This is a genomic window from Salipiger mangrovisoli (assembly GCF_015223355.1).
GTDB classification, from domain to species: Bacteria; Pseudomonadota; Alphaproteobacteria; order Rhodobacterales; family Rhodobacteraceae; genus Salipiger; species Salipiger mangrovisoli.
Genome location: NZ_JADFFK010000017.1, coordinates 50,373 through 74,504, shown reverse-complemented (window position 1 = coordinate 74,504; position 24,132 = coordinate 50,373). Strand labels below are relative to the sequence as shown.

Genomic DNA, 24,132 nt, shown 5'->3' with positions numbered 1-24,132 from the left:
AGTGGCTCTGTTCGGGCCCATCGCAAAGCGGAGTCGCCAAGTCTCGACGTGTCCGTGGTCGCCTCCAAAGAGCTTGTGTCGCCACTGCGGGCTTGGCGCCGGGATCTCGCCATCGTCGATGGCATGGATGTGATGTGCAGGGAGGGTGGGGCCCCAAATCTGGAGGCACTGCGCACCGTGATCGATATGCTGCACGCGCAGCGGGTCACGCCGCATATCGTTCTGGCCCCTGACGCCTGCCGGACGTCGTTGGGCGAAGAGGGTGATCTCCGCGCATTCCGTCGGCTTCTGGACCGTGACGTGAATATCGACATCTGCCCGTCGGACAAGTTGGTCGCGGCGTGGATGATCGAGCTGGCGGACGATTTGGGGGCGCCGATCGTGTCGAAAGATCCTTACCACGCTTGGCCAAACGCTCGCGATTTTCCACGGCTATAGGCTATGTCGTAAAATCGCAATGAACGTGCGCCTACCTACTCCACTTGGGGCCTGAGAAGAGCGGCACCAGAGGATTCAACCCTATACCGATACCCTCAGTTCCACCGCGTTGGTGCGTGAACCGCGTTGCGCGCCGGATTGCCACTATACGGCCGAAAATTCGGCAAGAAATAGCGTCTTCGGTGCTAAGGTGAACAAACAGCAAGAAGCCAGCCGAACCATCTCCTGCAAAGACTTGTTGATCTGTCAGGAGGACCAAGACCATGAAAAAGTATTTTTATATCACTGCTATCGCTCTTCCCATCGTGACAGGTTCGGGCTGGGCTCAGGAAACGACCATCCAGCCAACGGACCAAGCCCCTGCCGAACAGACGGAGGGCGAAACTCCGGACGCTGGGATGGCGGGGCGCGCGCCCGCAGCCGGTGACATGGCGACCGAGTCCGCTCCGGCCGAAGGCATGGCCGCCGAAAGCGCAGACAGCGAAACAACGGTGCCACCCTCGGACGCTGTCGTACCGCAACAGGATAGCGCCGAGATGCTCGGCGATTGGCTGCTCAGCACGTCGGTGACCTCACCGGACGGGGAGACCATCGGCAGCATCAAGGATTTCATCATCACCGAGGACGGACAGATCACAGCCGTGATCCTAGGTGTCGGCGGCTTCCTGGGCATTGGCGAAAAGGACATCGCGGTCGACTATAGCCAGTTGGACATCCAGTACGACGGCAACGCCATTCAGCTCGCCATGACGCGAGAGGAAGCAGACGCCGCGCCCGAATACCAGTACCGTGACAAGGAGACCCCGCCCCCGGCAACGGGTGATGCGATGGGTGCAACCGGAACCGACATGAACAGCGAGACAGGTATGACGGGTGGCGAAGCCGGGACGATGGGCGCCGCACCTACAGAATGACGCGCTTCGCACGCCATTGAGATGCGGAACTTTGTCAGCGCCCGGCTGAAATCTCAGCCGGGCGCTTCGCCAATCTTCCACGGTTGGATCGTCCCGAGCCGGTAAGATGGCTGCATGTTCATGCGCTTGGTCTTCTCTTCCTGCGCTACTGATGGAGTCAACAGACGAGCCCTATACGGTCATGTTCCTGGTGGACGAGTTCGACCAGCTCGGCCGCCAGCCGCTGGTCGAGAGCAGCATCAAGACCATCCGCTCCTTCGGGGGGACGCTTCTTCATCATCACCCAGTCGATCGCCGGTCTCGACAACGCCTCGCTCTATGGCGAGGACGGACGCCGCGCGCTCATGGCGGGCGCTGCTCTCACCGGGAAAGCTGCTGCAGTTCCCGATCGACCAGGGGCTCATCCTGCCGGAAGGGCAATATCCCATCACAACGGATGCTCAGCTCGCTCAGGCAAAGCCTTTCACTGAAGCATTTCCGGCTGCGGCGCGACAAACAGGATGAGATTCCGCGTCAATCAGGATGAGACGCAGCGGGGTGTGACCGGTGGAGGACGGGCGTAGCCCGGCCGGAAGCGGTCACACCCCGCTGCGCAAATTCTTCGGTCTGTGATCGCGGCCGACCCGGTAGGCTGGGGGTTTTCATGATGGAGAACCACCTTTGTGCCGGGGCGCCATGTAACCGATCATCAAGCGAGGCTTTTTATGAAGCTGAGACGAGACCACCCGATTGATGTCGCCGCCGCAAAAGCCGGCATGAGCCGCGCGACGGGCTATTGCATTTCCGAAGACCCCACCCCGCCTTCTCAAAAGAAAGGGCCGCGCGGCCGTCGCAGACCCGATCCGCTCGAGGCGATCTTTGACAGCGAAGTGGTTCCGCTGTTGAGGACTGCCCCGGGCCTCCGGCCTGTCGCCATCTTTGAAGAGCTGTTGCGCCGGCACCCCGAGCTGTCATCCGGCATCCGGCGCACGTTGGAGCGGCGGATCCGTTCATGGCGGGCTCTGCACGGCGAAGAACAGGAAGTTATCTTCCGGCAGAGCCATGAGCCCGGTCGGATGGGGCTGTCTGACTTCACCAACATGGGAGCAGCGGGCGTCACGGTCCTTGGCCAGCCTCTACCGCATTTGCTCTACCACTTCCGCCTGCCATGGTCTGGCTTCGAGCACGCCCATGTCATTTTGGGTGGTGAGAGCTTCGTTGCACTGGCGGAGGGTTTGCAGAACGCACTGTGGTCCGTGGGCGGAGCCCCGGCCTTCCACCGCAGCGACAGCCTGTCGGCCGCCTTCCGCAATCTTGATGCCGAGGCCCGAACCGATCTCACCAAACGCTACGACGGGCTCTGCGCGCACTACCGGATGACCCCCACGCGGAACAACAAGGGAGTGGCGCATGAGAACGGCTCCATAGAAAGTGCTCACGGCCATCTCAAGAACGCGATCCGGGACGCGCTGCTGATGCGCGGGAGTGCCGACTTCGAAGACCTTGGCGCTTACCGCGCCTTCATCGATGAGATCGTCGGCCGTCACAATGCCGCCCGCGGCAAACGCATCGAGGCTGAGCGCGCGTATCTGCAGGAGTTGCCCGAGCGCCGGACCACGGACTACGAGGAAGTCATCGTCACCGTGACCAGCGCCGGCGGGTTCACCCTGCGCAAGGTATTCTACACAGTCCCCTCCCGCTTGATTGGGCACCGCCTGCGCGTGCGCCTCTATGACGAGCGGCTGGAGCTGTTCGTCGGCGGCACTCATCTGCTCAACCTGCCCAGGGGCCGCGGCCACCCGGACGGCAAGCATGACCAGGTGGTCAACTACCACCATGTCATCCACTCCCTACGCAAGAAGCCGATGGCCCTTCTGCACCTCGTCTATCGTGACAAACTCTTCCCCCGAGGCGAGTACCGACGCGCCTTCGAAGCCCTTACGGCGCGGCTGCCTGAGCGGCAGGCCTGCAAGGCGACCGTCGAGCTTTTGGCCTTGGCCCACGAGCGCAACTGCGAAGTGGCCCTGGCTGAAGACCTTGCCGCTCTGCTGGACGTGGGCGACCTGCCGGACCTTGCGGTCCTGCGGCGGAAGTTCTCGCCAGACCCCGCCAGCCTGCCGGTGGTCACGGTGCGCGCCACCTCCCTCAACAGCTACGAAGACCTTCTTGGGGCTGGCACAGATACGGGAGCATACGCATGAAGCGGATTTACTCCACCGACGAAGCACGTCTGGGCATCATGCTTGGCGAACTGCGCCTGCCAACCATAAAGACCCTGTGGCCCCAGTTCGCCGAACAGGCGGACAAGGAAGGCTGGCCGGCAGCGAGGTTCCTTGCCGCGATCGCAGAGCATGAACTCGCCGAGCGAGCACACCGCCGTACTGCCCGCCACCTGGCCGAAGCCCATATCCCGCCCGGCAAGACGCCGGACAGCTTTGACTTCGATGTCGTGCCGATGATCTCGAAGGCTCAGGTCATGGCGATGGCTGCCGGCGACAGCTGGCTGGCGAAAGGCGCGAATGTGCTCATGTTCGGCCCGCCGGGAGGCGGAAAGAGCCATCTGGCGGCAGCCATTGGCCTTGCCTTGATCGAGAACGGCTGGCGGGTCCTGTTCACGAGGACAACCGACCTCGTCCAAAAGCTTCAGGTCGCACGCCGGGAACTGCAGCTCGAGGCGGCCATCTCCAAGCTCGACAAGTACGACCTGCTCATCCTTGATGACCTCGCCTACGTCACCAAGGACCAGGCGGAAACAAGCGTTCTGTTCGAGCTCATCTCGGGCCGATACGAGCGGCGCTCGATCATGATCACGGCCAATCAGCCCTTCGGAGAATGGAACAAGGTCTTCCCCGATCCCGCGATGACGCTCGCGGCTGTGGACCGGCTCGTCCACCACGCGACCATCTTCGAAATGAACGTGGAGAGCTATCGACGGCGTTCGGCGCTTGAAGCCAAACGCAGGCGCGGACGCCCAGCATCATACGCGACAATCAAAAGCACTGGCCTGATTGACGCGGAGCGACAATCACCCGCCGACGAAAACCTTGCCAGCGGCAATCAAGGTGATACCGTCACCGATGTCGCGACATAGAATCTCATCTTGATTGTCGCTGCCGTCTCTCCCTGATTGTCGCGCTATATCCGGCGCTGGCCGAGAAGATGTGCAAGAGCGCAGGCGGGCGTCAGAAGTTAGAAAATCCGAAGGTCGCGGTCTCCTTGCGCCTGGATCCTGAAGTTGTGGCGCGCTTCAAGGCAGACAGCCCCGGGTGGCAGACGCGTATAAACGAGGCATTGCGGCACGCTGCTGGGCTGAGCTGAGCGTCGATATACCAACATAGGCATCCTTCTTGCCCCCCGGGACTGGAAGATACCGATCGCGCACGTCTCTGAACATGCACTCGTATACCATTGTGGGGGCCATGTGGATCAATACGGAAGAGGTCGAGCTCTCCGAGGTCGGCAATCCAGAAACGCGGATTGCTGACCGCCGCCGCGGTGTCGCGGATATTGTCGCTTTGGGCGATTCCGATCCGCCAATGTCGATTGCTTGCAGAGCGCAAAGCGGAGACAAGCCAACTCGCCATTTATCGTCACTTTGGGACGGGCTGTTGCCTTGCATCTACGCGTTCACGGCCTTCGGGCGAGGTGTTCGGGTCCACGCGTTCAAGAAAGTACAGCCGGGCCTTCTCGGAGAGCCCGTACCGGCTGATGTAATCCGCGAGCACGTCGCTCAAGGAGACTGCATTGTCCATACCGTTTGTCCTCCCTTTCGGTTGAGCATGCAGTAGAGGGATGAACAGAGAATTAAATGCCCGATAGGTGTCGAGGCATTTATGTGCCGTCTTCAGCGAGGCAACCCAAGATCACTCTCGTCGGCGTGCGCATCTGAGGCAGAACGGCGCTATTGAAACGGCGCGACTGTCAATGTGGAGATAGTAGCTGGATGCGGGAGTGCGGCACACGCATGGTGCTTGTTGTTGAGAAGTTTACATTTCGCCCATAGATAGGGCGCAGGGTTCGGATTTGAGCTGAAAAGCTCATCTTTCCCTACCTCCCTGTTGGACTTCGGCCGAGCTTGTCTCGGCCATTTTTTTGTCCGCACGTCTCTTCAGCGGTTTCTCAGGTCTCGCGGAGCGCCTGCCGCGCCAGCGCGGCGATCAGATCCGTGCGCGTGACGATGCCGACGATGCGTCCGCGCTCGAGCACCGGGATGGCCTCAACGTCGCCATCCGCCATCATCGGCAGCAGCGCGGCGACCGGCGAGGCGCGCGTGGCGCGCGGGCCGGCGACCTTCATGATGTCCGAGGCACTCACCGGGGTCTCGCGCCCCAGATCGACGAGCCGCCGGAAGGCGGGCAGGAAGCCGCGTTCAAGCCGCTCTGCATCCTCGCGGGCGCGGGTGATCAGATGGATCTGGAAGATCACCCCGAGAAACCTCTGCCCCGGCCCGACCACCGGCAGCGAGGCGAAGCGATGCCGCCGGAACAGCTCGGCGACCTCGGCGAGCGGGGTGTCGCTGCCGACGGTGACCAGATCGCGCGACATGATGTCTTCGGCCGTGAGCGGGCCTGCATGCTGGCTCGCGGCTTGCAGTTCGGCGGCGCCGATGAGCCGGGCGAGATCCTCGACCCCGAGGTTGAAGGACTGCCGGTAACGCTCCAGCAGCCCGGAAAGCTCTGTCTCCGAAAGCCCGAGACGCTCAGAGGGGCTGCGGTCCCCGGTGCCGTGCTGGCCGGGGGCATCGAACTGCCGGAACGGGTAGTGCCGCCCGGTCAGCCGGGCGTAGAGCGCGGCGAGCACGACCAGTGCGGCGGTGCCCGCGGCGATCGGGGTCAGGGCGAACCAGAAGCCGAGATGGTCGATCGCCTCGGGGCTCATGGCGGCGGTCATCGCCACCGCCCCCGCCGGCGGATGCACCGCGCGGCACAGGATCGTCGCGGTGATCGCCAGCCCCACGGCGAGCGCGATGCGCAGCGCCGGATCGGCGACCAGCAGGCAGGTCGCAACGCCCACCAGCGCCGCGACGGTATTGCCGACGATGGCGGACCAGGGCTGGGCAAGGGGGCTGTTGGGCACCGCGAAGAGCAGCACCGAGGTGGCGCCGAAGGGCGCGACGAGATAGAGCCCGAGGCTCAGGTCGATCTGCGGCGAGAGCAGGACCAGCCCGGTGACGCCGAGGCCGAGCAGCGCGCCGAAACCGGCCCGGAGCGCCTCGCCGAGGGAGACTCGCGCCACGGCTGGCCCGAGAGAACGGAGAATGTGCATGTTGGACTGCCTTCTGTGCCTGCCGCGCAAAAATTCAGCATTTTGCGAAAAATTCAACCATAGGCTTGAGTGAAGAAGACGATGGTGGTGACCAGCCCAACGGTGACGATGAAGGTCCGCAGCAGCGCGATGTCCTGCACCTTGCGGGCCATATGCGCCCCGACGTATCCGCCCGCAGTGCAGCCAAGGCCGGTCACGATCAGCGCGCTCCAGTCGATCAGCCCGGCAAGGCTGTAGGTGGCGACCGAGACAGCCGAGAGCACCAGCGAGGCCAACGTCTTCAGCCCGTTCATCCGGTGCAGGTCGCTCATGCCGATGAGCCCGAAGGCGGCCAGCAGCAGGATCCCGAGCCCGCCGTTGAAATAGCCGCCGTAGATCGAGACGAGCAGCAGCAGCGCTAGCGAGACGGCATCGGGTAGGCTGCGCCCCGAGGCGAGCAGCCCGCGCAGGAGCGCGGGACCGGCAGCAAAGGCCAGAGTGGCGATCAGCAGCAGCCAGGGAATGACGCCGGAAAACAGGTCCTCGGGGGTGACCAACAGCAGCAGCGCACCGAGGATCCCGCCAAGCAGCGCGGTGACGACGAGCGCGCGCAGGCTTGGCCCTTCGCCTGCCTGGATGTCTCGGCGATAGGCCCAGCTGCTTCCGGCATAGCCGGGCAGGGCGGCGAAAGTGGCGGTGGCATTGGCCATGATCGGCGGCACGCCGAGCCAGACCAGCGCGGGAAAGGTCAGGAATGTGCCTCCGCCCGCGATGGCGTTGAGCGCCCCTGCGCCGAAACCGGCAAGGGCAAGGATGGTCGTGGTCAGCATATGAGTCCTCCTCGAGAGAAGCGCGGTGTTGCATAGCATGGGATTGGTCTGCAAATTGGTCTGGGTTTGGCCCGGAGCGGGAGGCGCGGCATGACTTCGAAGCGGGGGCAGGTGGTCCTGTCGGAACTCCGCGGGCTGGTGGCCGATCTGGCCACCGAGGTTGGCGCGCGGCTGCCGCCCGAGCGCGAGCTTGCCCGCCTGCTCGGCTGCAGCCGCGAGACGCTGCGCGGCGCGTTGCAGGTGCTCGAGCGCGAGGGCGAGCTCTGGCGGCATGTTGGGCAGGGCACCTTCTGCGGCCCGCGGCCGCTCGGCTATCCGATCCGCGAGCAGATCCTCGTGCAGGGTGCGTCGCCGATGCAGCTCATGCAGGCGAGGCAGACCATCGAGCCCTCGGTGGCCGCCGAGGCAGCGCGGCTCGCCACCCCGGAGCAGGCGGCCTATCTGGCGGAGCTGGCGCAGCGCGGCCGCAGGGCGCGCACGCGGCCCGAAAGCGAGCAGCTCGACGCGGCCTTTCACCGCGGCATCGCCGAGGTGACCGGCAACCCGATCCTGCTGGGACTGCTTGACTATCTTGCGGGTGTGCGGCGTCACGCGGCCTGGCAGCGAGAGTGGGAGCTGACCTACCGGAGGCTCGGCGTCAGCGCGTTCACCGAGCGCCACAGCGCCCAGCACGAGGCCATTGCGTCGGCGATCTCGGGGTGCGACCCGGAGCGCGCGGCGGCGGCGATGCGGGGGCATCTCGAGACCATCTCGGAGGCGATGCGCGCGGCCGGGCTGCCGGGGGCGGGACAGTAGGGTTGGGCGCGTAGGTTCTGAGAATGCAGAAGCGCTGGCGGTGCGCTGGCGCCTTGGGGCGGCGCGCCTAGAGACCCGAAAGGCTTCAGGTATCGGGCGCGGTCAGACCGAACTCTGCGGGCGCGAGGGCAATGTCGGCGACGGAATACCGCGCGAGCGCGGCAAGGAAGGCGCGGCGTGCCTCCTCAAGGGGGGAGATCAGGCGGCAGTGCCGCGTGATTGTGCAGGCGTTGCCCGGGCGCATGCATTCCGCCAGGGCGAAATCGGTCTCCATATGCTCGACCAAGGCGCTCACGGGAATGTCGCCCGCGTCCCGTGCTAGCGTCAGTCCGCCTGAACGGCCGCGCTGCGCGCTGAGAAATCCCCCCTGTGTCAACGCATTGACCACCTTCATGACCGTGCTGCGCGGCAGGTGGTAGTGGGCGACGATCTGGTCGATCGTGATGCGGTGGCCGCCGGTCGAGGCGGCGTGGATCATGATCCGCAGCGCAATGTCGGTGCTGTCGTTGAGCCGCATGTTCCGGTCCTTTCCGTCGCGCCAGGAGTCTGCACCGGTCCGCTCAGGCCGGGACGCAATGACGCAGGGCTTTAAGATACGAACGGGTGGCATGTTTTTGAAGGGCGTGTATAGATGCCGATTATCGGAACCTTTTAGGAGAGCGTCATGTCGAGCCCGCTCAGCGAAGCAACCCTGCAGATCATCGAAGCGACCGCGCCGGTCGTGGCCCAGCATGTCGATCAGATCGTCCCTGCGATGTACCGGCGCCTGCTTGCGGACGAAGAAATCCGCGCGCTCTTCAACATGTCCAATCAGGAGGGCCAGGCACCACAGCACAAGGCCCTTGCGAATGCGCTGGTGGCCTATGCAACCCATATCCGCACGCCGAACGTATTGGCCGAGGCCGTCGAACGGATCGCACAGAAGCACGCGGGCTTGCAGATTCTCCCGGAGCATTATCCGCATGTCGCAGATGCGCTTCTGGGAGCGATCTCGGAGGTGCTGGGTGAGGCTGCAACGCCGGAGATCCTGAGTGCCTGGGGCGAGGCCTATTGGCAGCTCGCGCACATCTTGATCGGACGCGAAGAGGACATCTACCAGGGCACGGCAGAGGCGTCCGGTGGCTGGCGCGGCTGGCGCTCCTTCGAAATCGCGGAGAAGCGGCGCGAAGCGACGGATATCGTCTCCTTCGTTCTGCGTCCCGTGGACGGCGGCGCAGTCGTCCAGCACCTACCTGGCCAGTATCTCAGCTTCCGCTTCCATCTTGCCGATGGCGAGGAGCAGCGGCGGAACTATTCGATCTCCTCGGCGCCAAACGGTCAGACCTACCGCATCACCGTGAAGCGGGAGCCGCACGGGCGCGTGTCGAACTGGCTGCACGAGGTGGCCGAGGTGGGCCAGCGGATCGACGTCGCGCCGCCCGCGGGTGACTTCTTCCTCGACCCCCGTGACAAGCGGGAAGTGGTGCTGCTCTCGGGCGGTGTCGGACTGACGCCGATGATCTCGATGCTCGAAGCCTGTGGCGGGAAAGGTCTGCGCATGATCCATGTCCACGCGGCGCAGGATCCGGAGCGCCACGCCATGACCGGGATCTCTGGTAGGCTCGCCGACGCGACCTTTGCGTTTTATGAGGATCTTGGCGGGCGGGAGCGCAAGGAGGGGGTCTTGGAGGGACGCATCGACCCTGTCTGGCTGACCGAGAACACCGACATCGAGCAGGCCGACTATTTCATCTGCGGCCCGGTTGGTTTCATGCAGGCGATGGTGCGTGGGCTCAAGGCGGCGAATGTGCCCAATGCGCGCATTCACCATGAGTTCTTCGGACCAGCAGCGGAGGTATTGGGCTGAACGCTCCGGGCACCCGCCGCAGCAGACCATCGCGAGGAGAAAGGCCAATGGACCACGACTTCGGATTGCATGCGGGCACGGTCCAGCCCTGCGCTGTCATGCTACGGTGTCCGAACGTTCATCCAGGGGGGCGGGTCTCGCGTCGTCTGTGGACCAATTCGTCCCCCTGATTCCAAAGCTACTAAGGTTGCGCGGAGTTGCGCCCGGAGCTTTTTCTACCCAAGCGAGAACGCTCCGCTCTGCATTCTTTCTTTTGGCTGCGCTTTGCTCCGCGTTGAGGCTGAAAGATGCGAGTTCTCGGCTGAATCGAACCTGAACCTTGTGCTTGCGCAAAGTGACAAGGGTCCAATCGCAGTGTCCTCCTTCCGAACAACAATCATACCGGAAAGGAGACAAGAAATGCTGACGCGAAGAGCCGCCCTGATGGGCGCCGCAGGGATCGCCGCGACCCCCGTTCTGGCGAAGGCCGCCAAGGCCGAGGAAATCATGGATACGTCGATGGCGGAGCCTGTCGACCTCTCCAGCCTTCAGCGTATCAAGCGCCGGCTGGTCCGTCCGCCGATGGTGCACGAACACGAGCAGACCGCCCCAGGAGGGCCGCGTATCGTGGAATTCGAGATGCAGATCATCGAAAAGGAGGTCGAGGTCGACAGTGGCGCCTACCTGCAGGCGATGACCTTCAATGGCTCGATCCCTGGCCCGCTCATGGTGGTGCATGAGGGCGATTACGTCGAGCTGACGCTCTACAATTCGCCCGAAAACCTGATGCAGCACAATATTGACTTCCACTCCTCCACTGGGGCTCTGGGCGGCGGGTCACTGACCCTGGTGAACCCGGGTGAGAAGACCACGCTGCGGTGGAAGGCGACGCGCCCAGGCACCTTCGTTTATCACTGTGCTCCAGGCGGTCCCATGATCCCGTGGCACGTCGTCAGCGGCATGTCCGGTGCCATCATGGTTCTGCCGCGAGCCGGTCTGACGGATCACAAGGGCGATCCGGTGAAATATGACCGTGTATTTTACATCGGCGAGAACGATTTCTACATTCCGAAGGACGAGAAGGGCGAATACAAGCGCTTCGAGGATGTGGGCGAAAGCTATCCCGATACGCTCGAAGTCATGAACGGCTTGATCCCGACCCACGTCGTGTTCAACGGCAAGGTTGGTGCGTTGACGGGCGACAACGCGCTGCATGCGAGCCAGGGCGAGAAGGTTTTGTTCGTGCACAGCCAGGCCAACCGCGACACCCGTCCGCACCTGATTGGCGGTCACGGCGACCTTGTCTGGGAGACTGGTAAGTTCAACAACCCGCCAGAGCGGGATCTTGAAACTTGGTTCATCCGCGGCGGCTCTGCCGGGGCGATGCTCTACGAATTCCTGCAGCCAGGGGTCTACGCCTACGTGAACCATAATCTGATCGAGGCGGTGAACCTGGGCGCGACGGCCCACGTGGTCGTCGAGGGCGACTGGAACAATGACCTGATGGAACAAGTGCAGGCTCCGATCGAGTACGACGCGGTCTACGAGGGCAAGACCGCTCTGCCGTAAGCTCCGGTCGCGGCCCGGCAGAGGGCTGCCCAAACCGAGAGAAAAGTGGGGCGGTGGGGTCAGGCCGGCCGCCCCTTCTGGCTCAGGAGCCTCGCCATGAAACCTTCCCGCCTTGTTGCAGGTGTCGCCGCACTGACTTTTGCAACCGTTCCCTTGTTGCTGACCAAGCGTGACACGCCGAACGCGCCGTTCGACCCGGCCGCACTTGTCGAAGTGCCGGGTGGCACGGTTGAATACCGTCCGTTCGGAAGTTTTTCCCGAGGCGGCAGGGTTGGTGCTCCCGACCCGGTCTCGCTCGAGGTCCGGGCGTTCGAGATCATGAAGTACCAGGTCAGTCGGGAACAATACGGGGCCTGCGTCTCAGCCTCGGCCTGCTCGGAGGTTCCGGCGGCCGGCACTGGGGTGCCTCAGACCCAGGTAAACTGGCAGGATGCCACGGACTTCGCGCTTTGGTATTCCGGGGTCACCGGGCAGACTTGGCGCCTGCCGACAGCGATGGAATGGCAGCACGCCGCGGCCGAACGCTATGCCGATGCAAACGTCGATCCGGGCGACCTTGATCCTGGCGAGCGGATGCTGGCCAATTACAAAGCTGGTGTCCTGCTGCGTGGAACCGCCAGCCCGACCCTTCGACCAACGGGCAGTTTCGGCGTCAATTCCCGGGGGGTGGTCGACATGGCAGGCAATGTCTGGGAATGGACGGACAGTTGCATGGAACGCGGCTCGTTGAACGACGACGGCTCGATTGCCGAAAGCGAACCCTATTGCTGGGTGCGGATCGCTGGCGGGATGCACCGGGCCGCAATCGTGGACATTGTGCGTGACGCCAGTGTCGGCGGCTGCGCTGTCGGACTGCCGCCTGACCATCTGGGCTTCCGGCTGGTACGTTCCCTGGACTAGCAGTTCGGCGCTGACAGCGCCGGAATGGCCAACCCCGGGATGTGCAACCAGCTCGGCACCCGCGTATGTGTCACGATGCCTGGCTGTAGCGCGCACCTTCGGGCACGTGGGCATCAAAATGGCTGGCGATGATGCGGGTCAGGGCCCGCGCCTCGGGCCGGATCGACATTGTCGCGCCGCGGCCCTCGACCATCTCGCCGAAGCGGTCGCGCAGCAGGGCAATTTCGGAGCGCAGCTGGTCCACCGCGTCTCCATGGGCGTCCCGCAGGGTTTCCAGGTCCAATTTGAACGTGCACATGATCATCTCGATCGCGCGGGCGCGCATGAGGTCGTCATCGCTCATCATATGGCCCCGCGCGCCGGCCAGATGGCCGGCCTCGATCCGCTGGACGTAGGCAGGCGTGACGGCGGCGTTCTGGATGTAGCCCGTGGGAAGGCGTGAGATCGACGAGGCGCCAAGGCCGATGAGCGTTGCGCAGGCGTCATCAACATAGCCTTGGAAATTGCGGCGCAGGCGGCCGCTACTTGCGGCCAGAGCGAGCGCGTCGCCGGGGCGGGCGAAATGGTCGATGCCGATGCTTTCCAGCCCCGCTTCACCGAAGCGACGCGCTGCCAACTCGGACAACTGGTAGCGTTCCAACTCTTTCGGCAGCGCGTCCTCGTCGATCAGCTGCTGCCGCTTCGACATCCACGGCACATGGGCGTAGCCGAACAGGGCGATGCGGTCGGGCTTCAGGTCCAGCACCTTGCTCACGGTGTCATCCAGCCGCGCGAGGTCCTGATGCGGCAGGCCGTAGACGAGGTCCGCGTTTAGTGAACGGATGCCAGCGGCTCTAAGACCCTCAACGCAGGCGCGCGTGACGCCGAAGGGCTGCAGGCGGCCGATGGCCTTTTGCACGACGGGGTCGAAATCCTGGATGCCGATGCTAGCACGGTTCAAGCCTTCGTCGGCCAGAGCGGCGATCTTGTCGCGGTCCACCATGGTCGGGTCGATCTCGACCGAAAATTCCCAGTCGTCAGTATGCGGGATGACCGCCTTCACCGCCCGTGCCAGCCGGCGGATCAGTGCAGGCGGCAGGATTGTCGGTGTGCCGCCACCCCAGTGCATCCGGCCCATGCGCAGCCCCTCGGGAAGCGTGTCTGCGAGCAGGGCGAGTTCCTGTTCCAGAGTGCTGATATAGCTTTCCACAGGGCTCAGCGTTTTCGTGCCCTGGGTCCGGCATGCGCAGAACCAGCACAGCCGCTCGCAGAATGGTATGTGGATATAGACCGATACCGGTTCTGCCGGGTCCAGCGCCGCGAGGGCGCTCGCCTGCTGGGGCGCGCAGACGTCGGTCGAGAACACTGGTGCTGTCGGGTACGAGGTATAGCGGGGCACCCGGGCGTCGAAGAGGCCGAGGGTTCTGAGGCGGTCGATCTGTTTCATGTGCCCTGTATGAAGGTTTCCGGCGCGACGTTCTTTGCGCCGAAACAAGTTCAAATCGGGAAGGGCGAAACGCCGATGATCACCGAGTGAAGATGCAAGAGTGCGATCCAGAGGACAAGCCCGACACCTGCCCGGATCGCCGTCCCGCGCGCATTGGCGCGCATCCAGTCGCCGCGCACCAGAGGAGAGAGGGACAGGATAGCGGTATTTGCAAAGAATGCGCCGGAGTTGCCGTTAAGTGAGTGGCGGGCCCGCGCGTCGAAAGCGGGGATTGCGGCCAGTGCCATGACAAGGAAGCTGCCGAAAAGGATCACCATGGCCAAATCTCCGTTCGGCACCAGGTGCGCACCGGACCACAGTGCCAGTGCCAGAAACAGCGGATGGCGCGAGATGGCGGCGAATCCGGGCCGTGCGGGGTCGAACTCTGCGCCGCGCTCGCCGCCGAGTGTGAAGGGCTGGCGAAGCCCGTAGCCGCAGGTCACCAGGATCATGGCGATCGGCATGGCGATGTTCGGCACCCAGCGGGTCCAGGGCAGTTGCGACCAGAGATCGACATAGGGCGCGCGGATCGCGGCCGAGACCACCCAGACCAGCAGGATGGTGGACAACAGCCCGTAGACGGCGAAATACACCCGCCGGCCGACCACGCCGATCAGCCGTTCACGCAGGCCGCCGACGCGTGGCAGGAAATGGCTCGCCACGAACAGCGTCAGCGCGAGCCCGTATTCTGTCCAACCGGTCATGCATCCTCCGCCTTTTCCATCAGCCGCACGATGTGCCAGGCAAAGGCATAGGTGGCAGGCAGGCCGATGACCAGCCCTCCGGCGGCGGCCTGCCAGGGTGTCAGCACTGGCCAGCCGAGCCAAGACCCGATCAGCGCGGCGAAGAACAGGTTCACGCCCATCGCGCCCGCGCCGAACGGGTAGAGCGCGGAAAGCAACTTCCACGAGGGGCGATGTTCAGGTTTCATCGCCGGCTCACCAGCCATTGCACGGCCGCCAGCGCGGCGATCAGCGCGAGGGAGCCGACAAGGAACCAGAACTCGGCCACCTCGGTCTGCGGTTGCGGGATCGGCCGTTGGAAGGGCTCGGCCAGCGCCATGGCGGGAAGGGTCAGGGCGAGGGCAAGAATGCGTTTCACGTCAACTCTCCATTGTCAGGGTTTGATAGATGTTGGGGAGGGCACGGGGCAGGCGGGCGGGGTTTGGCAACAGCGTAAACCCGGCACGACCGAAGATATGGGCAAACCAATCCTGTCCGTCCTCATCCACGATCACACCATGCACTGCCTGTCCCAGCGCGCGGGCTTCGCGGACGGCCATGCGGCTGTCTTCGACCCCGTGCTGCCCTTCGTAGTGGTCCAGATCGTTGGGCTTGCCATCGGTCAGCACCAGGAGCAGGCGGCGCGTCGCGCCCTCTTCGGCCAGTTGTGCGGATACGTGCCGGATCGCGGCGCCGAGGCGGGTGTAGTGGCCCGGAGTGAGCCCGCCGATCCGTGCGGTTACCGCACGGCTCATCGGTTCCTTGAAGGCCTTGGCTCGGTGCACGAACACCCGATCGCGGCGCAGGGACGAGAAGCCCCAGATGCCCAACCGGTCGCCGGCAGTATCGATTCCTTCGGCGAGCGAGGACAACGCCTCGCGCGCGACCTCTATGACAGAGGTGTCGCCTATCGCCGCCTCCGTCGAGCGCGAGCAATCCATCAGGATCGCCACGGACAGATCTCGCGCCATTGGTCGGTTCGACTGCCACATGCGGTCGCTGCCCTCGTGGCCGCAGGCTATGTCGGTGCGGGATGTCACCACCGCGTCAAGGTCCAGGTCGTCACCGTCGATCTGCCGCGGCAGGACCACGCGCCTTGGATGCAGCGGAGCGAACTGACGTTTGACCCGGGCAACGAGCTTCGGATCCGGGGAGTACAGGTCGCGCGGGCTGGCTTCCGCTTCCAGCACCCGCGTGTGTCCGGGCATGTAGTCCCCCGTGCGGCGGTTCCATTCCGGGTAGGTGAACTTTCCTGCCAGGTGCTCGTGTTCGGCATCCTGCGGCGAAAGATCCAGAGACAGGCGCAGGCGCGTGGCAGCGCGTTTCAGGTTCTGGCTCAGGGTCAGGTACTCCTGATCCTCGGCGGCCTTGGCAGCGTTATCTTGGTCGTCATCGTCGACCATACGATTGAGGTTGAGGCTTTCCGCCCAGGACATGATCGTCTCGAAGCGGTGAATGATGAAGCTGTCGTTGCGGTTGGCCTGGTCGCGGTCCTCGCGGCGGGCATCCTTACGGGTGGGCACCGCCATCGCAGTTCCGGGGTTTTGCAACTCGTCCGACGCGGACTTGTCGACCCGGGTCGCGTTGCGCAACCGCAGCCAGACCGGGACGGGCGCATAGCTCCGATACCTTCGGGGGGCGGGGCAGACCCGGCATTCCTCGGTATCTGAGACGCCGCTCAGCTGGTCGAGGATCAGACGTTCAACACCGGCCTCGCAGCGCGGCAGACCGCCGCGGCTACGATACTGTACTATCAGCCGGCACAGACTGTCGTATGCTTGCCGCAGGCCGGGGCAGGCGGCATAGGTCCGGTCCGACGCGGCGGCCAGCGCGGCGATCTCGGCCCGGTCTGCGGCCAATGCGTCGGTCTTTGGCGACGGGACCTCGACATGTGCCGCCAACGCCGCCAGCCACAGGTAACAGGCCCTGTTCAGCTCGTGCGTGGGGAAAGCGTCGATCACCGGTGGCAGGCGCAGACGGTCACCGTCGAAATCAGCGACATGCACCCGTTCGCGCGGCGTTCCGATGCGGCGGATGCGGCCTGTCCGGTGATCGGAGCTCATGAGCGGGGCGTGCGCGATTTCCACGCCCGCTGCGCCACCGAGTGCTCGGAACAGCGTGGTGACGGATCGGCGCATATCCTCGAACGTCACTGCGCGGGCAGCGTCGCCGGTCGCAGCCCCCCAACGCGAGGCCATGTCGTGCCAGAGGTTGCCGACGGTCTCCTCGGGCTCCATCAGGTCGAGAACGTGCAGCATGGGTCTACCCGTAGATCACGGCGGCGAGGTCTCGCAGCGCCTGTTCCGTGTCCGGCTCGTCGCTGAGCGGTTCGATGATTGCGGCTTCGAGCGCGCGGTCCACTGGCATCCCCTTGGCAATCATGGTGGCAGCGTAGATCAGCAGGCGGGTGGAGACACCTTCCTCGAGGTCCATGCCTGAGAGCCCGCGGATCTTACCCCCCAGCCGCACCAGGGCGGCCGCTCGCGCGTCGTCCAAACCACTTTCGCGGACCACGACGGGCATCTCCACCTCCGGCGAGGGAAACGCGAACCCGATCGAGACGAAACGCTGCCGTGTCGATGGTTTCAGTTTTTTCAGGATATTCTGGTAGCCGGGGTTGTAGCTGGCCACGAGCATGAAGGAGTCGGGCGCTGCCAATTCCTCGCCCGTACGGTCTATGACCAGCCGGCGGCGGTCGTCGGTCAGCGGGTGCAGCACGACTGTGACGTCCTTGCGCGCCTCGACCACCTCGTCGAGATAGCAGATCCCGCCTTCGCGCACTGCCCGTGTCAATGGCCCATCGACCCAGACGGTCTCTCCCCCCTTCAGAAGGTAGCGTCCGATAAGGTCGGCGGCGGACAAGTCGTCATGGCAGGCCACGGTGTGCAGCGGCAGGCGGAGACGCGCCGCCATGTGTTCCACAAACCGCGTCTTGCCGCAGCCGGTGGGCCCCTTCAGAAGAAGGGGCAGACCGTTTTCATGGGCCGTCTCGAACACTGCGCATTCATCGCCGGCAGGTTGGTAGAACGGCAGGTCGGGTGTGTTCATGTCTTTCATCGCTCACTCTCCCGGAACGGCCACGGGGCCGGGTTTGATCACCTCGCGGCGCACCGCGAGCATGGAGTAGATAAACAGGAGCGCGCCCAGCACCACGGCCACGCCGGACCCGAAGCGCATCAGGTAGAACAGACCCAATTGGTCCTGCACGTCCATGTAGTAGTCACCTACGATCCGCTGCATGTGCGTCTGGATCGTGCCGGCAAAAGTCAGCGTGAAGGTCATGAAGGCCATCCCACCGGTCATCAGCCAGAAAGATGCCATGTTCAGCACCTGGTTGTAGGGCGCGCGATTCCGCAGGACCGGCATCGCATAGCTGAACATCGCGAGATTGAGGGCCACGTAGGCGCCGTAGAAGGCCAGGTGTCCGTGGGCGGCGGTGATCTGCGTGCCATGGGTATAGAAGTTCACCCCGTGTAGCGTGTGCAGGAAACCCCAAACGCCCGCACCGAAGAAGGCGACGGTGGAGGAGCCGAGCGACCACAACAGCGCGGCCTTGTTTGGGTGGTTCTTGCGGCCTTTCCAGACCATCACGAAGGCAAAGGACATCATGGCGAAGAAGGGCACCACCTCGAAGGTCGAGAAGATCGAGCCGATCCACTGCCAGTAGCCCGGCGTACCGATCCAGTAGAAGTGGTGTCCGGTGCCGAGAATGCCCGAGAACAGCGCAGTCGCAACAATCACATAGAGCCATTTCTCGATCACCTCGCGGTCCACGCCGGTGAGCTTCAGCATCAGGAATCCGAGGATCGCCGCCATGACCAGTTCCCACGTCGCCTCGACCCAAAGGTGCACGACCATCCACCAGTACATCTTGTCGAGTGACAAGTTGTCGGGGTTGATGAAGGCGAAGACCCAGAGCAGGCACAGCAGCCACAGCCCCATCATCAGGATGTTGGTGACCGCCGTCTTGCGCCCGGCGAGGAAGGTCAGCGACACGTTTACAAGGAAGATCACGGCGGCAACGAGGATCCCGAACTTGACCCAGAGCGGCTGTTCCAGGAACTCGCGCCCGCCGTGGATTCCGGCGAGGTAGGAGACCACGGCGCCAAGCGTGCCGATCACCAAGATGGCAAGCTGGATGTAGGCGAGCTTGACCGAGAAGATCTCACGCTCGCTCTCCTCCGGCACGAGGTAGTAGGCGGCACCGAAGAATCCCAGCAGAAGCCAGACGATCAGCGCGTTGGTATGGATCATGCGAACCACGTTGAAGGGCAGGACCTCTGACAGCGTGTTGGGCGCGACATAGATCCACCCGGCGAGCAGTCCGCCCAGCACCTGGATTCCGAACAGCGCCATGGCCACGAGAAAATAGGCGTAAGCCACCTTTTGCGATTGGTACTTCATTGCTTGTCTCCTGTCAGAGCATCAGCCGGCGTCGTTCGGCGGCCAGCCCTGGGTGTCGGTCTGATCCGCCCAGCGAAGGAACTCGGCAAGGGCGCGCATCTCTTCGTCGGTGATCTCGAAGAAGGGCATCTGGCGGCGCCCCTCGATGCCGGAGGGTTGTGCCTTCATCCAGCCGTCGAGGATCTCGTAGGCCAGCTCGGGATCTTCGGCCGCGCCCCAGCGGGTCATCACGTTGCCGAGTTCGGGGGCGAAATAGGCACCCTCGCCGTGCAGGGTATGGCAGTTGATGCAGGAATGACGTTCCCACACATGCTTGCCGTGGCGGACCTCATCGGTCAGTTCCATCCCGGCGGTCGCGGTCTGGGTGATGTGACGGTGGCTTTGCGCCGTCAGGGCCACGAACACGAGCACGAAGAAAATGGATCCCCCGTAGAACACGTTCCTGGCCCGCGATTTTGTAAGTATCTCTGACATTTCGCGGTCCCGGCAGTTTGTTTCGGATACGCGAGGTCTACGCGGCGGCAGGCGACCGTTTGTTGTGTAAGCGCAAAGAACCCGGTGAAAGGTGCTGGCAGGGTTCCGGAGGAAAGGACTTCTCCATGCGCCGCCGCCCGAACATTGATGATGTTGATCTGACGCTGGCGGACCTATTCGCGCTCTGGCCCGAGGCGGCACGTCCGTTCCTGGACCTAGGAATGCTTTGCCCCGGCTGCCCAATCGCGCCGTTTCATACGATCATGGATTCCTGCCGGGAGTACGGTCTGGACGAAGATACCTTCCGGAACGCGATTGTCGGCCAGCTGGGAGCGGGAAGGTAGCGTTACAGCTAGACAATGGAGTACGGGTTCAGCCGGTCTCGTTGCTGAGCACGACCAATCGATGCGGATCGGTGACGACGATGTGCTTTCGCGTAGATTGAACCATGCCTGCCTTTTCCCAAGCAGAAAGCAACCGGCTCACAGTATGCAGGGTGGTACCCGTCATATCTGAAATGTTCTGGCGCGTGACCGGAAAGGCGATCTCAATCCCCTTCTCGGTCTTTCGACCGCTTTGATTAACCATGCGAAGCACCGCGGCAGCGACGCGTTTCTCCACTGCCTGAGTCGCCATCTCGGTCAGGGTTTCCTGGATCTGGCCCAGCCTCGCACCCAGCGTCTTGTAGCTTTCGGTGGCGAAACCGTCGTATTTTGCCGTGAATTCGGGCCACAGCCGGACCGGCCAAGACAGCGCGATAGATTCCGCCGCCGCGACGGATGTGGCGGGGAAGGTGTCACGCTGCAGCGCCGGGGCGATGCCAAAGAGCTGACCGGGCGAGATGTGCAAGACGATGATCTGTTCGCCGCCGGGCGTGGTGCGGATCACCCGCAGATAGCCGTCCAGAAGCAGAAAGAAGCGATCGGCATCGTGGCCCTCGCGGAAAATGGCTACGCCTTCCTCGTAGCGGCGCGAGCTGGCCTGATCGAGGATTTCGCGGATCTGCGATCTGCTGAGCCGCGAGAAGGGTGGCAGGCCGCTCAGAAGGCTTTCGTCGAGCTTCAGCAAGTTTCGGTCCGCGAGTTTGATCAAGAGCAACGTTCAGGAAACTGTCTTAAACCAGAAATGTGGCAGGCGAAACAAGCGGACGAAGAAGAAAGGATGTTCCGATGTTTGCGAAAATGATGGTGGCTGCTACCCTTGCAGTGACCGCGACGATTGCCGGTGCCGAGACCATCGAGATTAAAATGCTGAACCGCGGTGAGGCCGGTGCCATGGTATTCGAACCGGCTTTCGTGAAGGCGGAAGCGGGCGACGTGATCAAGTTTGTTCCCACCGACAAAGGGCACAATGCGGAAAGTATCGATGGCATGCTTCCCGATGGCGTCGAGGCTTTCAAATCCGATATGAATAAAGAATTCGAACTCACCGCCGCGGCGGAAGGCGTTTATGGCATCAAGTGCACCCCGCATTACGCCATGGGAATGGTGGCCCTGATCCAGGTTGGTGATGCGGTGAACTTCGACGCGGCTGCAGGCGTGAAGCAGAAAGGGAAATCGAAAGACCGCATGGCGGAGCTGCTTGAACAGGTCGAATGATCACTCTTCCCTTTGAAGTTCGACCGATCCGGGCGGTGCCAGACGCACCGCCCGATTGTCTTTAGGCCTGGAGGAACCCCATGCCCCTTCGTGAGCGTTACCGTGGCCCGGCGCTGTTGTCCTATGGCTTCCGGCCCTTCTTTTTGTCAGCTGTGCTCTTCGCGCTTGTCGCGATCCCCGCATGGTTGTTGATCTGGCGCGGAGAGATCGCCCGCGCAGGCCATTTTCTTCCCACCGACTGGCATGTCCACGAGATGGTCTTCGGCTATGGTGCCGCCGTAGTGGCAGGGTTCCTGTTCACCGCGGTGCCGAACTGGACCGGACGATTGCCGACACGCGGCTGGCCGCTTGCGTTACTTTTGGCTGTATGGCTGGCCGGTCGCGTGGCGGTGGCCGGAGGACTAGGGCTGAGCCCGACGGCGGTGGCATTCGTCGACCAGATGTTCCTCCTGGCAGTCGCAGCCATGATCGCGCGAGAAATCGTTGCCGGAAAGAACTGGCGCAATCTCAAAGTTCTGGTGCCTGTGTCGCTGCTCTGGCTCGCCAACCTACTGTTTCATTTCGAGGCGATGATGGAGGGGAGCGCGGACCTCGGTCGCCGACTGGGAATCGCCCTGCTGATCTTTCTGATTCTGTTGATCGGCGGACGGGTTGTCCCCAGCTTCACGCGCAATTGGTTGGTACAGCGCGGCGCGACCCGGTTGCCTGTCGCCTTTGATCGCTTTGACGGGTTCTGCCTGCTATCCGGCGCGGCGGCGCTGATCACCTGGGTAGTCGCCCCCTACGGCATGGCTTGCTCGGTGTTCAACGCGGTGGCGGCCATTTTGCACATAGCCCGGCTTTTCCGCTGGCGCGGCGCGGAGACATGGCGCTCGCCGCTTTTGCTGATGCTGCATCTCGCCTACCTGATGGTTCCGCTCGGTTTCGCATCAGTGGCGGCGGCGGCGCTCGACCTTGCCGGGCCGGCTGGCGCGGCGCACATCTTCGGGATCGGGGCCGTGGGCGGAATGACCGTGGCGGTGATGATGCGAGCGACGATGGGGCACACCGGCCGGCCGCTGGTGGCTGGCCCGGTTCTGACGGCCGCCTTCGTGCTTGTCGTCGCGGCCTGCGCTGCCCGCGTGGCCGGCACTCATTTGTGGCTGGACCCGCTAGACGGGATCGACCTTTCTGCCGCGCTCTGGACTGCCGGTTTCGCCCTGCTTGCGTGGCGGATCGGTCCGTGGCTTGCCCGACCGCGGGTGGCGCGGAAGATGCCCAGTTCACCGCCTGACAAACAGGAAGCTGCCACATCGGACGCTCGGGCAACAACTTGACTCAGTTAGTTCCATGAATGTTCGCCCTGGAGGCCGGGTGCCGAAATCACCGGCGAATACTGGAGCGTCCTCTGACGCGTCGAACCTGCCTGTTGCGAAACATTATCAAGACTTATCAACGCTGGCGCAGTCGAGGCGACGTTCAACGCTCCGGCTCGGTCGAGCAAACTTCTTCCCTACGCCGCAATACTCGCTGCGGGGCTGAAGATGGAGGTCACGAAGTGCCAGAAGAAGCGCCGGACGCTGATGCAGTTGCAGGGCGCTCTCGTGGCTCTCGAGCATTCGCGGATTTGCGGCCTGGTGGGGTGTTGATCATTTGGCCAGGGGCGCTGATTTGCTGATCCTGAATAGGTTTGGTCACCACGTTTAGGCGGGTTGCGGATTCCCTCCGGTCTCTGTCACTGCGCTGGACATTGACATGCCAGTCGTTGTTTCCGCCAGCCCTCGCTACCTTGACGGCTTTTCGCTTTCGCCGGTGGGCTTGAGACCCGGCTCGAACTGGACCCGGTCAGTCTCCAGGCTTGGGCGAGTTCGCTTCCGTTGGTGTAGGCCATGATCCGATCACGTTGCCTTGATGATACTCGAGTCAAACCATGGCGCCTTTGCGCCGGATGGCGCATCCCACAAGCCCGGCGATGATGCCAATGACCGTCGAGACGCTGTATTCGAGTGTGGTGATCGGCACGTGCGCAGAATGATGTCCCCCGAGAATGATTGGGCTAAGGACCCCGATCACCCCGCCCAGGATCATCGCGATGATCCAGTTCCGGGTCGTCATCCCGAGCGTGACGCCGAGGATGCCGGGCAGGCCGAGGATGCTCCCTCCGATGGTGCCGAGTAGGTCAAGCAGGCTCAGCATGGTCTGGTCTCCGTGAGTTGCTGGCGCGGGGCCGGCCGGACATCGCCCCGGCGCCGCTTGGCTCGGTAGGCGGTCAGTCCGCCGAGATGCCGAGGTACGAGCGGATTGAGGCGACATCGACGCGGCCCGACGTCTCGGGCATGCGGCTCTGCGCCAGGGTTTCGACGACGTGCTGGTATTCCTCGAGGTAACCCGGAGCGAGATCATGCGCGATGCCCTGATGGCAGTCGATGCAGGTCATGTTCTCGTCGACCGCGCGCTGATGGTTTTGTGCCGCCCGCGTCTCCTGGATGGTGAAATCCATGTACTCGAAGGCGTGGCAGTTGCGGCACTCTCGGCTGTCGGTCGCCTTCATCTTCTTCCACACCGCCGCGGCCATCTCGAGCCGTCGATCCTCGTATTTCTCCGAGGTGTTTATGGTGCCCAGCACCTCGTGATAGACATCCTTCACGGCCATGATCTTCGCCTTCATCTTGTATTGCCACTCGTGCGGCACATGGCAGTCCGAGCAGATCGCCCGCACGCCGGAGTGGTTGTTATAGTGGACAGTCTGGCGGTACTCGCCGAGGTTCGTCTCCATCGAGTGGCAGGAGGTGCAGAACTCCTCGGTGTTGGTCATCTCCAGCGACCAGTGGAAGCCACCCCAGAAGAGGATGCCGCCCAAAAAACCCGCGATCAGGAGGAAGCCGGTGCTGAACAGCCCGGTGGGGCTCCAGAACTTGTCCCAGCTCCGAAGCAGGATATTGCGGCGACCGTGCTTTTTGTTGTCCGGCATGTCGTCTCTCCCCGTTCAGTCCAGT

At 63.4% G+C, this 24,132-nt stretch carries 27 protein-coding genes; 12 read left to right on the top strand and 15 right to left on the bottom strand.

Annotated elements, in window-relative coordinates; translation table 11 throughout:
- Nucleotides 1–48 precede the first annotated feature (48 nt).
- The 5 genes from IQ782_RS20330 (at nt 49) to IQ782_RS20310 (ending at nt 4,649) form a co-directional block, all read left to right on the top strand.
- Nucleotides 49–438: a hypothetical protein gene (locus IQ782_RS20330; protein WP_194136504.1), complete on the top strand. Its 390-nt coding sequence runs from the start codon at nt 49–51 to the stop codon at nt 436–438.
- Nucleotides 439–701: 263 nt separating this feature from the next.
- On the top strand, nt 702–1,352 hold the full coding sequence (locus tag IQ782_RS20325; protein WP_194136503.1) for a PRC-barrel domain-containing protein: 651 nt from the start codon (nt 702–704) through the stop codon (nt 1,350–1,352).
- A gap of 662 nt (nt 1,353–2,014) precedes the next feature.
- Nucleotides 2,015–3,532 carry an IS21 family transposase gene (gene istA, locus IQ782_RS20320; protein WP_194136502.1) on the top strand — a complete coding sequence of 506 codons (1,518 nt, stop codon included), beginning with the start codon at nt 2,015–2,017 and terminating at the stop codon, nt 3,530–3,532.
- Nucleotides 3,529–4,422: an IS21-like element helper ATPase IstB gene (gene istB, locus IQ782_RS20315; protein ID WP_194136501.1), complete on the top strand. Its 894-nt coding sequence runs from the start codon at nt 3,529–3,531 to the stop codon at nt 4,420–4,422. Before istA ends, istB begins: the two co-directional genes overlap by 4 nt.
- 68 nt (nt 4,423–4,490) lie before the next feature.
- Nucleotides 4,491–4,649 carry a BrnA antitoxin family protein gene (locus IQ782_RS20310; protein ID WP_194136500.1) on the top strand — a complete coding sequence of 53 codons (159 nt, stop codon included), beginning with the start codon at nt 4,491–4,493 and terminating at the stop codon, nt 4,647–4,649.
- 272 nt (nt 4,650–4,921) lie between these two features.
- Here IQ782_RS20310 and IQ782_RS20305 read toward each other — a convergent pair whose 3' ends face one another.
- The 3 genes from IQ782_RS20305 to IQ782_RS20295 form a co-directional block, all read right to left on the bottom strand.
- Nucleotides 4,922–5,083, bottom strand: a complete 162-nt coding sequence (locus IQ782_RS20305) for a hypothetical protein (RefSeq protein ID WP_194136499.1) — start codon at nt 5,081–5,083, stop codon at nt 4,922–4,924.
- A gap of 367 nt (nt 5,084–5,450) precedes the next feature.
- Complete coding sequence (locus IQ782_RS20300) at nt 5,451–6,596, bottom strand: HPP family protein (RefSeq protein WP_194136498.1); 1,146 nt, start codon at nt 6,594–6,596, stop codon at nt 5,451–5,453.
- Nucleotides 6,597–6,649: 53 nt separating this feature from the next.
- Nucleotides 6,650–7,405, bottom strand: a complete 756-nt coding sequence (locus IQ782_RS20295) for a sulfite exporter TauE/SafE family protein (protein WP_164213638.1) — start codon at nt 7,403–7,405, stop codon at nt 6,650–6,652.
- Nucleotides 7,406–7,495: 90 nt separating this feature from the next.
- Here IQ782_RS20295 and IQ782_RS20290 point away from each other — a divergent pair, with 90 nt between their 5' ends.
- Nucleotides 7,496–8,200: a FadR/GntR family transcriptional regulator gene (locus IQ782_RS20290; RefSeq protein WP_194136497.1), complete on the top strand. Its 705-nt coding sequence runs from the start codon at nt 7,496–7,498 to the stop codon at nt 8,198–8,200.
- Between the two features lie 85 nt (nt 8,201–8,285).
- On the opposite strand, the gene IQ782_RS20285 is transcribed toward IQ782_RS20290, so the two are convergent.
- Complete coding sequence (locus IQ782_RS20285) at nt 8,286–8,717, bottom strand: RrF2 family transcriptional regulator (RefSeq protein WP_164213636.1); 432 nt, start codon at nt 8,715–8,717, stop codon at nt 8,286–8,288.
- Nucleotides 8,718–8,864: 147 nt separating this feature from the next.
- On the opposite strand from IQ782_RS20285, the gene hmpA reads away from it, so the two are divergent.
- The 3 genes from hmpA (at nt 8,865) to IQ782_RS20270 (ending at nt 12,494) form a co-directional block, all read left to right on the top strand.
- Nucleotides 8,865–10,046, top strand: a complete 1,182-nt coding sequence (hmpA, locus tag IQ782_RS20280) for an NO-inducible flavohemoprotein (protein ID WP_194136496.1) — start codon at nt 8,865–8,867, stop codon at nt 10,044–10,046.
- Between the two features lie 399 nt (nt 10,047–10,445).
- Complete coding sequence (nirK, locus tag IQ782_RS20275) at nt 10,446–11,594, top strand: copper-containing nitrite reductase (RefSeq protein WP_194136495.1); 1,149 nt, start codon at nt 10,446–10,448, stop codon at nt 11,592–11,594.
- Nucleotides 11,595–11,690: 96 nt separating this feature from the next.
- Nucleotides 11,691–12,494: a formylglycine-generating enzyme family protein gene (locus IQ782_RS20270; protein ID WP_092567504.1), complete on the top strand. Its 804-nt coding sequence runs from the start codon at nt 11,691–11,693 to the stop codon at nt 12,492–12,494.
- Nucleotides 12,495–12,564: 70 nt separating this feature from the next.
- Here the strand turns inward: IQ782_RS20270 and hemN are convergent, their stop codons facing one another.
- From hemN to IQ782_RS20230, 8 genes are read right to left on the bottom strand one after another with little or no spacing between them, the layout of a single operon-like run.
- Entirely contained in the window at nt 12,565–13,920 is a 1,356-nt protein-coding gene (hemN, locus tag IQ782_RS20265; RefSeq protein ID WP_194136494.1) for an oxygen-independent coproporphyrinogen III oxidase, read from the bottom strand.
- 50 nt (nt 13,921–13,970) lie between these two features.
- Nucleotides 13,971–14,663, bottom strand: coding sequence for an NnrU family protein (locus IQ782_RS20260; RefSeq protein ID WP_194136493.1), 693 nt, complete (start codon nt 14,661–14,663; stop codon nt 13,971–13,973).
- Nucleotides 14,660–14,890 (bottom strand): NnrT protein, encoded by a 231-nt coding sequence (locus IQ782_RS20255; RefSeq protein WP_194136492.1) that lies wholly within the window; start codon nt 14,888–14,890, stop codon nt 14,660–14,662. The genes IQ782_RS20260 and IQ782_RS20255 overlap by 4 nt, the downstream gene beginning before the upstream one ends.
- A complete protein-coding gene (locus tag IQ782_RS20250) occupies nt 14,887–15,060 on the bottom strand; it encodes a hypothetical protein (protein ID WP_194136491.1) in 174 nt (57 codons plus the stop codon). Before IQ782_RS20250 ends, IQ782_RS20255 begins: the two co-directional genes overlap by 4 nt.
- A gap of 1 nt (nt 15,061) precedes the next feature.
- Nucleotides 15,062–16,939 carry a nitric oxide reductase activation protein NorD gene (locus IQ782_RS20245; protein ID WP_194136490.1) on the bottom strand — a complete coding sequence of 626 codons (1,878 nt, stop codon included), beginning with the start codon at nt 16,937–16,939 and terminating at the stop codon, nt 15,062–15,064.
- 4 nt (nt 16,940–16,943) lie between these two features.
- Complete coding sequence (locus IQ782_RS20240; protein WP_194136489.1) at nt 16,944–17,738, bottom strand: CbbQ/NirQ/NorQ/GpvN family protein; 795 nt, start codon at nt 17,736–17,738, stop codon at nt 16,944–16,946.
- Between the two features lie 3 nt (nt 17,739–17,741).
- The gene (locus tag IQ782_RS20235; protein ID WP_194136488.1) at nt 17,742–19,085 is read right to left on the bottom strand and encodes a cbb3-type cytochrome c oxidase subunit I; all 1,344 of its coding nucleotides are present in this window, start codon (nt 19,083–19,085) and stop codon (nt 17,742–17,744) included.
- Between the two features lie 21 nt (nt 19,086–19,106).
- A complete protein-coding gene (locus tag IQ782_RS20230) occupies nt 19,107–19,559 on the bottom strand; it encodes a c-type cytochrome (RefSeq protein ID WP_092431218.1) in 453 nt (150 codons plus the stop codon).
- A gap of 125 nt (nt 19,560–19,684) precedes the next feature.
- Here IQ782_RS20230 and IQ782_RS20225 point away from each other — a divergent pair, with 125 nt between their 5' ends.
- Nucleotides 19,685–19,903, top strand: a complete 219-nt coding sequence (locus tag IQ782_RS20225; RefSeq protein ID WP_164213629.1) for a DUF1858 domain-containing protein — start codon at nt 19,685–19,687, stop codon at nt 19,901–19,903.
- Nucleotides 19,904–19,931: 28 nt separating this feature from the next.
- Here the strand turns inward: IQ782_RS20225 and IQ782_RS20220 are convergent, their stop codons facing one another.
- Nucleotides 19,932–20,627: a Crp/Fnr family transcriptional regulator gene (locus tag IQ782_RS20220; protein WP_092431243.1), complete on the bottom strand. Its 696-nt coding sequence runs from the start codon at nt 20,625–20,627 to the stop codon at nt 19,932–19,934.
- Between the two features lie 101 nt (nt 20,628–20,728).
- Between IQ782_RS20220 and IQ782_RS20215 the strand changes: the two genes are divergently transcribed.
- Together IQ782_RS20215 and IQ782_RS20210 are read left to right on the top strand one after the other, a co-directional pair.
- Nucleotides 20,729–21,157 (top strand): pseudoazurin, encoded by a 429-nt coding sequence (locus tag IQ782_RS20215; RefSeq protein WP_092431216.1) that lies wholly within the window; start codon nt 20,729–20,731, stop codon nt 21,155–21,157.
- A gap of 80 nt (nt 21,158–21,237) precedes the next feature.
- Complete coding sequence (locus IQ782_RS20210) at nt 21,238–22,473, top strand: NnrS family protein (protein ID WP_194136487.1); 1,236 nt, start codon at nt 21,238–21,240, stop codon at nt 22,471–22,473.
- Between the two features lie 586 nt (nt 22,474–23,059).
- Here the strand turns inward: IQ782_RS20210 and IQ782_RS20205 are convergent.
- Nucleotides 23,060–23,332 (bottom strand): hypothetical protein, encoded by a 273-nt coding sequence (locus IQ782_RS20205; protein ID WP_240989434.1) that lies wholly within the window; start codon nt 23,330–23,332, stop codon nt 23,060–23,062.
- A 73-nt stretch (nt 23,333–23,405) separates the two neighbouring features.
- Nucleotides 23,406–24,107, bottom strand: a complete 702-nt coding sequence (locus tag IQ782_RS20200; RefSeq protein WP_194136486.1) for a NapC/NirT family cytochrome c — start codon at nt 24,105–24,107, stop codon at nt 23,406–23,408.
- Nucleotides 24,108–24,132 lie beyond the last annotated feature (25 nt).